Here is a 13673-nt window from a genome sequence, read left to right as displayed (position 1 = left end):
ATGAGTTCCGAGCTGCTGGCCATTCTGGAGAAAGAGTCCGCCGCGGAGATCGAGCGCATCCTGGCCGAGGGGCGGGAGCGCGCCCAGCAGATCACGGCGGAGGCGCGCCGCCAGGCCGCCGAGCACCTGCAGGCCGCTCGCGCGCGGGCGGAGAGCGAGCGTCGGACGGCGCTGGCCCGGGCCGCCAGCAGCGCCCAGGTGCGGGCCGCGGCGCTGGTCCTGCAGGCCAAGGACCGTGCTCTGGCCGAGGTCTTCAGCCGGGCGGAAGAGGAGCTGCGGCGGATCCGGCAGGACCGGGCGCGCTACGCGGCGGCGCTGCGGGCGCTGCTGCGCGAGGCGGCCGCCGGGATGAGCGGACGGCTCGTGGTGGAGGTCCATCCGGACGATCGGGAGCTGGCCCGGCAACTGGTCAAAGAGCTGGGGATCGACGCTGAGGTGGCCGCCGCGCCGGACGTCAGCGGCGGGGTGCGCGTGGCCACCCTCGACCGGCGGTTCGTGGTGGAGAACACCCTGTCCTCGCGGATCGAGCGCATCAAGCCGGTGCTGGCGTCGGAGGTGGCCAGGGTGTTGTGGGGGCGCTGAGTGCCTGACTTCCCGTACATCAACGCCCGGGTGCGGGCCATGCGCAGCCGCCTGCTGGATCCGGGGCGGATGGAGGAACTGCTGGTCCTGCCCACGCTGGACGCCTTTCTCCAGGCCCTCAACACCACGCCCTACGCCCGGGACCTCCAGGAGGCCCTGGCCCGCTTTCCCGCGCTGCAGGCGGTGGACGCCGCGCTGGCCCGCAACTTCTACCAGACCACGACGAAGATCCTCTCCTTCGCCGACGGCACGGCCCGCGCGCTGATCGAGATCGTGCTGATGCGGTGGGATCTGATGAACCTGCTGGTCATCCTGCGGGGCAAGCACCGCGGGACGAGCGGAGAGGAGATTGCCGCGAATCTGATGCCTGCGGGCAGCCTGAACGAGGCCGCGTTGCGCGACCTGACGGGGCAACCCGACATCCCGGCGGTGGTGGGGGCCTTCAGCGGGCTGGAGCACGTCTTCGCCCAACCGCTGGCGGCGGGGTTGAGCGAGTACGCGGAGGGGAAAGACCTGTTCGCCCTGGAGTTGCGCCTGGAACGGTTCTACGTGCAGCACGGCCTGCAGGTGGCCCGCGGGCGCGGCCACAGCCAGCAGGTGGTGCGCGCTCTGCTGGAGGCCGAACTCGACGCGACGAACGTCAAGACGGCGTTGAAGCTCCAGGGGGCGGAGATTGGTGCGGAGGCGAAGATCCGGTTCTTCATCCCGGGCGGACGCATCGTGACCGAGGAGGTGTTCCTCCTGCTGGCCGATGCCCGCACGGCGGAGCAGGGCATGAAATGGCTGCGGGTCCAGGGGTTCCCCGTCAAGACCGCGGGCGGCGACCTGACCGCCTTCGAGCGCGAGCTGGACCTGGCCCTGATCCGGGCCCAGACCCGCCTGTACCTGGGCGACCCGCTGGGCATCGACATCGTCGTCGCCTACCTGGCCCTCAAGTACAATGAGGTCAAGAACCTGCGCCTGCTGGCCCGCAGCAAGCCGCTGGGCATTCCGCGCGACGTGGTGCGCCGCGAGATGGTGGTGGTCTAGGATGGCGTACCGCATGGCCGTGATCACCGACCCGGAGACCGCCACCGGGTTCCGGCTGGCCGGCGTGGAGGTGCGGGAGGCCGACTCCCCGCGGGCCGCCCTGGAGCACCTGCGGACGCTTTTGACACTGGACTACGGCCTGATCGCGGTCAACGAAGCCCTGCTTGAGGGGACGGAGGAGGAACGGGCCCGGTTGATGCGGGACCGCGACCTGCCCATCCTTGTGCCCTTCCCCGCGGCCAGGGCCGAGGTGGAAACGGGCGAAGCGTATATTGCGCGGCTGGTGAAAGAGCACATCGGCTTCTATGTGAAGTTGAGGTAGGAGGACGGCTATGGCCATCACGGGTTCCATCGTCAAAATCGCCGGTCCCGCGGTGATCGCCAGGGGCATGACCGGCGCGCGGATGTACGACATCGTGCGCGTCGGCAAGGAGGGCCTGCTGGGCGAGATCATCCGTCTCGACGGCGACACGGCCTTCGTCCAGGTCTATGAGGACACCTCGGGCCTCTATGTCGGCGAGCCGGTGGAGAGCACCGGCCGTCCCCTGACCGTCGAACTCGGCCCGGGGCTGCTCCACGGCGTCTTCGACGGGATCCTCCGGCCGCTGGAAGGCGTGCGGGCGCAGAAGGGCGACTTCATCGCCCGCGGCGCCACCGTGCCGGCGCTGGATCGGGAGAAGCGGTGGGTCTTCCAGCCGTCGGTGGAGGTCGGGGCGGTGGTCGGCCCCGGCGACGTCATCGGCTGGGTCCAGGAGTTCAACTTCAAGCACCAGATCCTCGTCCCGCCCACGGCGGCCGGCGGCGAGGTGGCGGAGATCAGGGCCGGGGAAGTCACCGTCACGGAGACCGTGGCCCGCCTGCGGGACGGGACGGAGCTGCAGCTGATGCACCGCTGGCCGGTGCGGCAGCCCCGGCCCGTCCGCCAGCGCCTGGAACCCCGCGAGCCCTTCATCACCGGGCAGCGCGTACTGGACGTGCTGTTCCCCGTGGCCATGGGCGGCACGGCGGCCATCCCGGGCCCCTTCGGTTCGGGCAAGACGATCACCCAGCAGACCCTGGCCAAGTGGGGCGACGCCGACGTCATCATCTACGTCGGCTGCGGCGAGCGGGGCAACGAGATGACCCACGTCCTGGACGAGTTCCCCCAGCTGGAGGACCCGCGCACCGGCCGGCCGCTCATGGAGCGGACGATCATCATCGCCAACACCTCCAACATGCCCGTGGCCGCCCGCGAAGCCTCGGTCTATACCGGGATCACGCTGGCCGAATACTGGCGCGACCAGGGGCTGAAGGTGGCCCTGATGGCCGACTCCACCAGCCGCTGGGCGGAGGCGATGCGCGAGATCTCCTCCCGCCTGGAGGAGATGCCGGCGGAGGAAGGCTACCCCTCCTACCTCAGCAGCCGCCTCGCCGCCTTCTATGAACGGGCGGCGCGGGTGGTCTGCCTGGGCCGCCCCGAGCGGCGGGGGTCGATCACCGTGATCGGCGCCGTCTCGCCGCCCGGCGGGGACTTCAGCGAGCCGGTCACGCAGGCCACCCTGCGCATCACCGGGACCTTCTGGGCCCTGGACGACAAACTGGCCAGCCGGCGCCACTTCCCGGCGATCAACTGGCTGCGTTCCTACAGCCTGTACACCGACCTGTTCCAGCCCTGGTACCGCGAGCACATGCCGGCCGACTTCGAGGAGCTGCGCGACCGCGCCGGGGCCCTGCTGCAGCGCGAGGCGGAACTGCAGGAGATCGTCCAGCTGGTGGGACCCGACGCGCTGCAGGACGACCAGCGCATGGTGATCGAGGCCGGCAAGATGCTGCGCGAGGACTTCCTGCAGCAGAACGCCTTCACCGACGACGCCCACTGCCCGCTGCGCAAATCCTACGGCATCCTGAAGGCCATCCTCCACTTCTACGACCTGGCGCTCGCCGCCCTCAAGCGGGGGATGCTGCTGGACGACATCCTCAACCTGAAGCAGATCGAGGAGATCGCCCGGATGAAGGACGTGCCCAAGGAAGAGTTCGACGTCTATCTGGAGGAATGGCTGCGGCGGCTGCCCGAGGCCTTCGGCGCCAAGCCGGCCGAGCCGGCCGTGGCCGGCGGAGAGGGTTGAGCGATGGAACTGACGACGAAGCGCTACCAGTCCATCTCCTACATCTCGGGGCCGTTGCTCTTCGTCGAGGGGGCGAAGGACCTCAGCTACGGGGCCATCGTGAACATCCACCTGCCCGACGACACGGTGCGCGGCGGTCAGGTCATCGAGGTCTCGGAGAAGAACGCCGTGATCCAGGTCTTCGAAGAGACCACGGGGCTGGACCTGGCCCGCACCAGCATCAGCCTGCGCGAGGATGTGGCGCGGCTGGGGGTTTCCCGCGAGATCATCGGCCGGCGCTTCAACGGCCTGGGCGAGCCCATCGACGGGCTCCCGCCCATCATCCCGGAGAAGCGCCTGCCCATCATCGGGGCGCCGATCAACCCGGTGGCCCGCCAGCGCCCCCGGGAGTTCATCCAGACCGGCATTTCGGCCATCGACGGCCTGAACACCCTGGTGCGCGGCCAGAAGCTGCCCATCTTCAGCGGGGCCGGCCTGCCCCACAACGAGATCGCGGCGCAGATCGCCCGCCAGGCCAAGGTGCTGGGCGCGGCGGAAGATTTCTCGGTCGTCTTCGCCGCCATGGGCATCACCCAGCGCGAAGCCGCCTATTTCATCGACCAGTTCGAGTCCACCGGCGCGCTGGCGCGCTCGGTGGTCTTCCTCAACCTGGCCGACGACCCGGCCATCGAGCGGCTCATCACCCCGCGCGTCGCCCTGACCGCGGCGGAGTATCTGGCCTTCGAGCTGGACATGCAGGTGCTGGTCATCCTCACGGACATGACCAACTACTGCGAGGCGCTGCGCGAGATCGGCGCCGCCCGGGAGGAGATTCCCGGCCGCCGCGGCTATCCGGGATACATGTACACCGACCTGGCCACGATTTACGAGCGGGCCGGCCGCATCCACGGCCGCAAGGGCAGCATCACCCAGCTGCCCATCCTGACCATGCCCGACGACGACATCACGCACCCCATCGCCGACCTGACCGGCTACATCACCGAGGGGCAGATCATCCTCAGCCGCGAGCTGCACCGTCTGGGCATCTACCCCCCCATCACGCCGCTGCGCAGTCTCAGCCGCCTGATGAACGACGGCATCGGCAAGGGCCGCACCCGCGAGGACCACGGCGGGCTGCGCGACCAGCTCTATTCCGCGTACGCCAACGGCGTGGACCTGCGGCGGCTGGTGGCGATCATCGGCGAGGAAGCGCTGACCGACCGCGACCGCCTGTATCTCCGTTTCGCCGACGAGTTCGAGCGGCAGTTCCTCAACCAGGGGCAGACCGACCGGACCATCGAGGAGACGCTGAACCTGGCCTGGAAGCTGCTGTCCATGTTCCCGAAGGGCGAGCTGAAGCGGGTCAAGCAGGACCACATCGACAAGTACTACGGCGCACTGATGGAGGAGATCTGGGAGGAGCGCCGGCGCCTGTAGCCATGCCCGAGACCGTCAGCCCCACCCGGATGAACCTGCTGCAGCGCAAGCAGCAGGCGCAGATCGCCGTCCAGGGCGTCGACCTCCTCAAGCGCAAGCGCGACGCCCTGGTGGCGGACTTCTTCAACATCGTGCGCCAGTCCCTGGCGGCCCGCGAGCGGCTGGCCGCGGCGGCGAAGGAGGCCTACATCCTGCTGGCCCTGGCCAAGGCCTGGGAGGGCCGCGAGGCCCTGGAGGCCGCGGCGCTCGCCGACCGGCGGGAGATGCTGGTGGACATCGAGGTGCGCAACGTCTGGGGGACCAAGATTCCGGAGGTCGAGGTGCGCGAGGTCCGCCGCAGCCTGCTGGAGCGCGGCCACAACCCGGCCACGACCAGCGCCCGCACCGTGGAAAGCGCGGCCAACTTCGAGGAGGTCCTGCGGGCGATTCTGGAAGTGGCGGCCACGGAGATCAAGCTGAAGAAGATCGGTGAGGAGATCAAGAAGACCACGCGGCGGGTCAACGCCCTGGAGCAGGTGGTCATCCCCCGCCTGCGCGGGGAGATCCGTTTCATCGCCTCGGTGCTGGAGCAGCGCGCCCGCGAGGACGTCTTCCGCCTGAAACGCATCAAGGCCAAACTGGAAGCCCGCGAGCGCACCGGGTGAGCGGCCCCGCACGTTGACCGGTTTTCCGCACGCCCCCTATACTTGAAGCAAGAGTCCGCGGCGGCAGCGCCGGCGGTTTCACCATGGCCTGGTTTCCTTCCTCCGCCCGCCCCTGGCGGGTCACGCGCCTGCAGGTGTCGATGGCCGTCATTCTTGCCGCGGTCGCGTTTCTCGCCGTCACCCAGATCCGCAACGAACTCCTCATCCGTCAGCAACTGCGCCTGCCGTCCCAGCGGCTGGAAGAACTGGGGTTCATGCTCCGGGAGATGGAGCGCCAGCGGGCTGCGCTGGAGACGCAGATCGTCCAGCTGCGCAGCCAGCTGCACGCCTACGAGCAGGGGGCGGCGCAGGGTCGGGATCAGCTGGAGGTCCTGGGGCGGCAACTGGAGCGGCTTCGGGCCCTGGCCGGCCACACCCACATCGCCGGTCCGGGCCTCATCGTGGAGCTGGACGACAGCCCGCTGCCCCTGCGGCCGGGCGATGATCCGAACACCGTGATCCTGCACTACACCGATCTGCAGGGCGTGATCAACGACCTCTTCGCCGGCGGGGCGGAGGCCGTGGCCGTGAACGGAGAGCGCATCATCTCGACGACCGGCGTGAACTGCGTCGGCACGACCATCATCTGTAACGCCAAGCGGCTGGCCCCGCCGTACCGCGTCATCGCCGTGGGGCCGCCCGACGAGATGCTGGCCTACCTGGAGCGGCCGGACGGGGTGGTGCAGGCGCTGCGCGCCTTCGCTTTTCCGGTGAAGATCACGAAGGGCGTCCTCGTGGGCGTTCCGGCGTACCGGGGGTCCTACCGCTTTACGTACGCCCGTCCGACGGGGCCCTTTGAATGACGGGCCGCGGCCCGGAGGGGGACACACAGCGATGTGGCTGCCCATCGCCGGACTGATCGTGGGGATCATTTTGGGGTTTCTGGTGTCCGTGGAGATTCCCCTGGGGGTGGTGAAGTACACCGCCATCGCCATCCTGGCCGCCATCGACACGATTTTGGGCGGTCTGCGGGCGCAGCTGGAGGAACGCTTCGACCTCTCCATTTTCATCACGGGCTTCTTCGCCAACACCGTGCTGGCGGCGCTGCTCACGGCGATCGGAGATCTCCTGGGCGTGGACATCTATCTGGGCGCGGTGATCGCCTTCAGCATCCGCATCTTCGGCAACGTGGGATTCATCCGGCGCGACCTGCTGGAGCGGTACTGGCGGGGCGCGCGCCAGCGGGAGGCGGCGGGGCAGGTCACCCGCTGAGGCCGGGCCCGAAAGGCAGGCTCGCAACACCAGGTCAGGGAGGGATCCAGCATGCCGGTTCGCGTGGGGATTAACGGGTTCGGGCGTATCGGGCGCCAGTCGCTGCGCGCGATCCTGGAGCGCTACCCGGAAACGCTGCAGGTCACGGCGATCAACGACATCGCCGACCTGGCGACCAACGCCCACCTGTTTCGCTATGACAGCAACTACGGCCGGTTCCCGGGACGCGTGGAGACCAGAAACGGCGAACTTTTGATCAACGACTGGACGGTGAAGGTGTTCTCCGAACGGGAGCCCGCCGCCATCCCCTGGCGGGAGGCCGGTGTGGAGCTGGTCATCGAGTCCACCGGCCGGTTCACCCAGGCGGAGAAGGCCCGCGGCCACCTGCAGGGCGGGGCGAAGAAGGTGATCATCAGCGCCCCGGGCAAGGGCGAGGACATCACGGTGAACATGGGCGTGAACCACACGCTCTACGATCCAAAGAAGCACGCCATCGTCAGCAACGGCTCCTGTACGACGAATGCCCTCGCCGTAACGGCCAAGGTCCTGAGCCGCGAGTTCGGCATCCGGCGCGGCTTTATGACCACCGTCCACTCCTATACCAACACCCAGCGCATCCTGGATGTCGTGGGGGAGAACCTGCGGGAGGCGCGCGCCGCGGCCCTGAACATCATCCCGGCCACAACCGGCGCGGCCAAGGCCATCTTCCTCGTCCTGCCGGAGCTGCAGGGGAAGATGCACGGCATCGCCCTCCGCGTGCCCACGCCGACGGTGTCCATCGTGGACCTGGTCTGTGAGCTGGAGAAGCCGGCCTCGGCGCGGGAGATCAACGCCGCCTACAAGCGCTACAGCGAGGAGGAGATGAAGGGCTACCTGGGCTACAGCGAAGAGGAGCTCGTCTCCATGGACTACAAGCAGAGTCCCTACTCCGGGGTGGTGGACGCGCCCCTCACCACGGTGCTCACGGACGACTTCGTCAAGGTGATGACCTGGTACGACAACGAGTGGGGGTACGCCTGCCGGGTGGCGGATCTGGCGCACTACATGGCCGAGCGGGGCCTGTGACCAAGAAGACCGTCAGCGACGTCCCGGTGCGGGGCCGGCGCGTCCTCGTCCGGGTGGACTACAACGTGCCCCTGGACGGCGGCCGGATTACCGACGACCGGCGCATCACCGAGTCCCTCCCCACCGTCACCCACCTCCGCCGCAACGGCGCCCGGGTCATCCTGGCCTCGCACCTCGGCCGGCCCGGCGGCCGGGTCAGAGACGAGCTTCGGCTCGATCCCGTGGCCGCACGGCTGAGCGAGCTGCTGGGCATTCCCGTCCCCAAGCTGCCGGACTGCATCGGTCCGGAGGTGGAGCGCGCCGTGGCCGCGATGAAAGACGGCGACGTGGTGCTCCTGGAGAACCTGCGCTTCCACCCGGGGGAAGAGGCCAACGACGACGCCTTCGCCCGGGCGCTGGCCTCGCTGGCCGACCTCTACGTCAACGACGCCTTCGGCACCGCGCATCGGGCCCACGCCTCCACCGTGGGCGTGGCCCGCTACCTGCCCGCGGTGGCCGGGTTCCTCATGGAGAAGGAGCTCACCTACCTGTCGCGCGCGCTGGAGTCCCCGACCCGGCCCTTCGTGGCCATCCTCGGCGGCAAGAAGGTTTCGGACAAGATGGGCGTGATCCGCAACCTCCTCACCAGAGCCGACGCCCTGCTCATCGGCGGGGCCATGGCCTATACCTTCCTGGCCGCCCGGGGAGCGACGGTGGGGGCTTCGCTGGTCGAGGCGGACAAAGTGGACCTGGCGCGCGCGCTCATGGGCGAGGCGGCGGAGCGGAGGGTGGTGTTCCACCTCCCTGAAGATGTCGTGGCCGCGGATCGGTTCGCCGAAGACGCCCTGCGCCGGACGGTTCCCGCGGAGGCCATCCCGGAAGGCTGGATGGGCATGGACATCGGGCCCCGGACCGCCGAGACCTACCGGCGCATCATCCTCGGCGCGGGGACGGTGATGTGGAACGGCCCCATGGGCGTCTTCGAATTCCCGGCGTTCGCCGAGGGGACCCGCGCCGTGGCCCAGGCCATGGCCGAGTCCCGGGCGGTGACCATCGTCGGCGGCGGGGATTCGGCGGCGGCGGTAGAGCTGTTCGGTCTGGCCGGCCGCCTGAGCCATGTCTCCACCGGCGGAGGAGCCTCCCTGGAGTTCCTGGAGGGCCGCGAGCTGCCCGGGGTGGCGGTGCTCCAGGACAAGTGAGGGCCGCACCGGTGGCCCGCACGCCGCTCATCGCCGGCAACTGGAAGATGCACAAGACGGTGGGGGATGCCCTGGCGCTGGTCGCCGCCCTGCGCCGGGAACGACTCCCCCCGGGCGTCGAGGTCGCCGTCTGTCCGCCGTTCACGGCCCTGGCGGATGTCTCCCGCGCCCTGGCCGACTCGCCGATCCGGCTGGGCGCGCAGGACATGCACTGGGAGATCCAGGGAGCGTTTACCGGCGAGATCTCCCCGATGATGCTCGCCGACGTGGGCTGTCACTACGTGATCATCGGCCACTCCGAGCGTCGCCAGCAGTTCGGCGAAACCGACGAGACCGCCGCCCGCAAGGTCAGGGCGGCGTTTGCCAACGGCCTCGTGCCGATCCTGTGCGTGGGCGAGCGCCTGGAAGAGCGTGACGGCGGCCGGACCGATCGGGTCGTCCTGCACCAGACGGAAGCCGGCGTCGCCGGGGTGGAGCCGGCGCACGCGGAGCGCCTGGTCATCGCCTACGAACCGGTCTGGGCGATCGGGACGGGACGTTCCGCCACCGGCGCGGAGGCGAACCGTGTTTCCGGACTCATCCGCCGGTCCCTCGCCGGGCGGTTTGGTCCGGCCGCGGCGTCGCGGGCCCGCATTCTCTACGGCGGCAGCGTCACCCCCGACAACGCGGCGGAGTTCACCCGGCAGAAGGAGATCGACGGCGCGCTCGTCGGTGGGGCCAGCCTGGATCCGGTCAAGTTCGTCGCCATCATCCGGGCCGCGGTCCCCTGAAACCTCCCAACTCCAGCAGAAAAACACGAACATTGTTGCCACGGCGGCGGCCTCTGACATAAGATATCGGGAAAATTCGTTCCCGAGGTCTCGCCGCGCGTGGCCATCCTCGATCGAAGTCCGAACAAGCATGCGTCTGACCGCCACGAACTCCTCCTCATCCCCGGTCCAACGATGCTCCCGCCGGAGGTCCGGGAAGCCATGGCCGCGCAGATGGTCAACCACCGGGGAGAGGCCTTCGGCCGGATCTTGCGGGAGGTGCTGGAAGGCCTCGGGCGCATCTACGAGACGGCGTCCCCGGTGCTCCCCTTCGCCGCTTCCGGCACTGGAGGGTTGGAGGCGGCGGTCGCCAACGTCCTCTCGCCCGGAGACCGCGTCCTGGCCCTGTCCTGCGGGGCGTTCGGGGACCGTTTCGCGGAGATCGCCCGGACCTACGGCGCCGAGGTCATCACCTTGGAAGCGCCGTGGGGGACGGGCATCGAGCCCGACGCCGTGGCCGCCGCCCTGCGTCGTCACGCGCCGGTGGCGGCCGTCCTGGTCACCCACAACGAGACCTCCACGGGCGTGGCCAACGACCTCGCCGCCCTCGCCGGGGTGGTGCGTCCCACGGGGACGCTCCTCCTGGTCGATGCGGTCAGCTCGCTCGGCGCGCTGGAGCTGCGCACCGATGCCTGGGGGCTGGACGTCGTCGTGGCGGGCTCGCAGAAGGCGCTGATGGGCCCGCCGGGCGCGGTCTTCATCAGCGTAAGTAGCCGGGCCTGGGAGGCCGCGCGCCGGTCCCGCACCCCGAGGGTGTACTTCTCCTTCGAACGCGCCCGCGACGCGCTCGGTGCCGGGCCGACCGCGTTCACGCCCTTCACGCCCGCGGTGCCGGCCATCTACGCCCTGGCCGTTTCGATTCCGATGATTCTCGAGGAGGGTCTGCCGGCCAGGGTGGAGCGGCATCGCCGGATGGCCCGGATGGTCCGCGAGGGAGTCGCCCGCGTCGGACTCGAGGTGCTGCCCCCGCCGCGCTGGGCCTCCGACACCGTCACCGCGGTTCGCGTGCCGGAAACCGTGGATGCCCGGACGCTGTTGCGACGCCTCCGCGAGGAGCACGGGGTCGTGCTCGCCGGGGGACAGGGCCGGCTGGAGGGGCGGATCATCCGCATCGGCCACATGGGCGCCGTGGACGCGCGGGATCTGCAGCGGGGACTGGAGGCCCTCGCCGGGGTGCTGCGGGCCATGGGCCACCCGGTTTCCCGCGCGGTATCGGCGCCATGAGGATCCTGGTCGCGGACGGACTCGATCCCGAGGGCGTCGCCCTCCTCCGCACGGAGGCGGAGGTGGACGTCCCCGCCGGGTTGACGGCGGAAGCGCTGCCGGAGGCGATCCGCGACGCGGACGCCGTCGTGGTCCGCAGCCGCACCCGCATCACGGAGGCGGTCCTGCGCCAGGCCCGACGCCTCAGGGTCGTGGCCCGCGCCGGAGTCGGAGTGGACAACATCGATGTGGAGGCCGCGACCCGTCGGGGCATCCTGGTCCTGAACGCGCCCGACAGCAGCACGGTGAGCACCGCGGAGCACACCCTGGCGATGTTGCTGGCCCTGGCCCGAAAGATTCCCGCCGCCCACGCCGCGGCCGCGGCGGGCCACTGGTCGCGCGAGCGCTTCACCGGGATCGAACTGCACGGCAAGACGCTCGGCATCGTCGGACTGGGGAGGATCGGGGGCGAGGTGGCGCGCCGGGCGCAGGCCTTCGGCATGCGGGTCGTCGCCTGCGACCCGTTCGTCACGGCCGAGCGCGCCGAACGACTCGACGTGGAACTCGTGAGCTGGGAAGACCTGCTGGAGCGCAGCGACATCGTTACGCTGCACGTGCCGCTGACCGAGCGGACCCGCCATCTGATCGACCGCGCCGCGCTGGCCCGCCTGCGGCGCGGGGCGCTGATCGTGAACTGCGCCCGCGGCGGGTTGATCGACGAGGAGGCGCTCCTGGCGGCGCTGGAGGAGGGACACATCGGCGGGGCGGCGCTCGACGTCTTCGAAGACGAGCCGCCGGGCCCGGGCGGCCTGCGCGCGCATCCCCGGGTGGTGCTGACCCCGCACCTCGGGGCCTCCACCGCGGAAGCCCAGCGCCGCATCGGCCTCGAGGTTGCCGGACAGGTGCTGGCCGCGCTGGCCGGACGGCCGGTCAGGGGCGCCGTCAATGCGCCGACCGTTCCCGAGGAGACCTGGCAGCGTCTGGGGCCCTACCTCGAGCTGGCCGGGCAGCTGGGCCGGATCGCCCGGCAGCTGGGCGGCGGTCAGGTGCGGCAGGTGGAGCTCTCCTACGAGGGGGAGATCGCCTCCTGGGAGACGGAGTGGCTGCGCGCCGCTTTTCTGCGCTCCCTGCTGGCCTCCATCCTCGACGAGCCCGTCAACCTGATCAACGCCACCGTCCTGGCCCAGGAGCGGGGCATCGCGCTCGGCGAGCGACGCGACCTGCAGGGCGGGGATTTCAGTACGCTCCTGCGGGTCCGGGTGGTGACGACGGCCGACGCGCGGACCCTGGCCGGGACGGTGTTCGGTCGGAGGGACCCCCGCGTGGTATTTTTTGACGGCTACCGGATCGACCTCGTTCCCGCGCCGTTTATGCTCTGGATCTGGAACGAGGACCGTCCGGGAATGATCGGCAAGGTGGGGACGCTGCTGGGCAACGCCGACGTGAACATCGCCTCGATGCAGGTCGGCCGGGACGCCCCGCGCGGACGGGCGGTGATGGTGCTGGGCCTCGACGATCCCGTGCCGGAGGAGCTGCTGGAGGCGCTCCGGCGCATCGACGGGATCGTGGACGTCAGGCCCGTCTACGGATGAGCGCGGCCCGGCTCCTGCTGATCCGCCACGGTCAGAGCCGCTGGAATGCGGAGGGTCGGCTCCAGGGGCAGCTCGACGTCCCGTTGAGCGCACTGGGGGAGCGCCAGGCCGAAGCGCTGGCCCGCCGCCTGGGGGATCTCGCCCTGGCCGCGGTGTATGCCAGTCCCCTCCGCCGCGCCCTGGCCACGGCCGAGGCCATCGCCCGCCCCCACGGGCTGCCGGTCCGCACCGTCCCGGAGTTCATCGAGATCGACCACGGCGCCTGGCAGGGTCGCAGCCTGGCGGAAGTCGCCGCCTCGGACCGCGATCGGCTCCGGCTGTGGACCTCCGTGCCCGGCCGGGTGCGGATGCCCGGGGGCGAGCGGCTCTTCGACGTCCGGCAGCGCGCCCTGGCCGCGGTGGCCGCCCTGGCCGCCCGCCATGTCGGGCAGATCGCGGCGGCGGTCTCCCACGAGGTGGTGATCAAAGTGGTCGTCGCCGAGGCCCTCGGTCTCGACTACGACCACCTCGGCCGGATGCAGATCGACAACGCCGCGCTGACTACGGTCGAGTACGAGGGCGGGCGGGCGCGCCTGTTGACCCTCAACGACACGGCACACCTGGCCGATCTGGAGGGCCGTTCAAAGAGCGCGATGAGCCGGAGCTCATCCCGCCGTTGACAGCCTCGGCCCGCTGTGTTACAAGATGCGGTAAGCTGACGGCCACGACGCCGGCGCTGAGTCTGCGCGTCGGCGTCGGCTCGTTCAAGCGGCGGCATCTTCATAGTGGTGTTTTCTTGAGGAAGTGCGCCTAGGGTTCC

Annotated in this window: 14 protein-coding genes; all 14 read left to right on the top strand. The window is 70.1% G+C overall.

What is annotated here, in order from left to right:
- Positions 1-582: a V-type ATP synthase subunit E gene (locus tag QN141_10700; GenBank protein MDR7558945.1), complete on the top strand. Its 582-nt coding sequence runs from the start codon at positions 1-3 to the stop codon at positions 580-582.
- Positions 583-1611 carry a V-type ATPase subunit gene (locus QN141_10695; protein MDR7558944.1) on the top strand — a complete coding sequence of 343 codons (1029 nt, stop codon included), beginning with the start codon at positions 583-585 and terminating at the stop codon, positions 1609-1611.
- Position 1612: 1 nt separating this feature from the next.
- On the top strand, positions 1613-1933 hold the full coding sequence (locus tag QN141_10690; protein ID MDR7558943.1) for a V-type ATP synthase subunit F: 321 nt from the start codon (positions 1613-1615) through the stop codon (positions 1931-1933).
- 10 nt (positions 1934-1943) lie between these two features.
- On the top strand, positions 1944-3716 hold the full coding sequence (locus QN141_10685) for a V-type ATP synthase subunit A (protein MDR7558942.1): 1773 nt from the start codon (positions 1944-1946) through the stop codon (positions 3714-3716).
- A gap of 3 nt (positions 3717-3719) precedes the next feature.
- Entirely contained in the window at positions 3720-5132 is a 1413-nt protein-coding gene (locus QN141_10680; protein MDR7558941.1) for a V-type ATP synthase subunit B, read from the top strand.
- 2 nt (positions 5133-5134) lie between these two features.
- The gene (locus tag QN141_10675; GenBank protein ID MDR7558940.1) at positions 5135-5776 is read left to right on the top strand and encodes a V-type ATP synthase subunit D; all 642 of its coding nucleotides are present in this window, start codon (positions 5135-5137) and stop codon (positions 5774-5776) included.
- Positions 5777-5859: 83 nt separating this feature from the next.
- Positions 5860-6618, top strand: coding sequence for a DUF881 domain-containing protein (locus QN141_10670; GenBank protein MDR7558939.1), 759 nt, complete (start codon positions 5860-5862; stop codon positions 6616-6618).
- Between the two features lie 31 nt (positions 6619-6649).
- Positions 6650-7027 (top strand): small basic family protein, encoded by a 378-nt coding sequence (locus QN141_10665; GenBank protein ID MDR7558938.1) that lies wholly within the window; start codon positions 6650-6652, stop codon positions 7025-7027.
- A 51-nt stretch (positions 7028-7078) separates the two neighbouring features.
- Positions 7079-8092: a type I glyceraldehyde-3-phosphate dehydrogenase gene (gene gap / locus QN141_10660; protein MDR7558937.1), complete on the top strand. Its 1014-nt coding sequence runs from the start codon at positions 7079-7081 to the stop codon at positions 8090-8092.
- Positions 8089-9270 carry a phosphoglycerate kinase gene (locus QN141_10655; GenBank protein ID MDR7558936.1) on the top strand — a complete coding sequence of 394 codons (1182 nt, stop codon included), beginning with the start codon at positions 8089-8091 and terminating at the stop codon, positions 9268-9270. Before gap ends, QN141_10655 begins: the two co-directional genes overlap by 4 nt.
- A gap of 11 nt (positions 9271-9281) precedes the next feature.
- The gene (gene tpiA / locus QN141_10650) at positions 9282-10040 is read left to right on the top strand and encodes a triose-phosphate isomerase (protein MDR7558935.1); all 759 of its coding nucleotides are present in this window, start codon (positions 9282-9284) and stop codon (positions 10038-10040) included.
- 99 nt (positions 10041-10139) lie between these two features.
- Entirely contained in the window at positions 10140-11303 is a 1164-nt protein-coding gene (locus QN141_10645) for an alanine--glyoxylate aminotransferase family protein (protein MDR7558934.1), read from the top strand.
- Positions 11300-12874, top strand: coding sequence for a phosphoglycerate dehydrogenase (serA, locus tag QN141_10640; protein ID MDR7558933.1), 1575 nt, complete (start codon positions 11300-11302; stop codon positions 12872-12874). The genes QN141_10645 and serA overlap by 4 nt, the downstream gene beginning before the upstream one ends.
- Complete coding sequence (locus tag QN141_10635; protein ID MDR7558932.1) at positions 12871-13533, top strand: histidine phosphatase family protein; 663 nt, start codon at positions 12871-12873, stop codon at positions 13531-13533. The genes serA and QN141_10635 overlap by 4 nt, the downstream gene beginning before the upstream one ends.
- The last annotated feature ends 140 nt before the right edge of the window (positions 13534-13673 follow it).

The organism is Armatimonadota bacterium (assembly GCA_031459765.1).
GTDB lineage: Bacteria > Sysuimicrobiota > Sysuimicrobiia > Sysuimicrobiales > Kaftiobacteriaceae > Kaftiobacterium > Kaftiobacterium secundum.
This window is presented reverse-complemented; position numbering and strand designations above follow the sequence as displayed.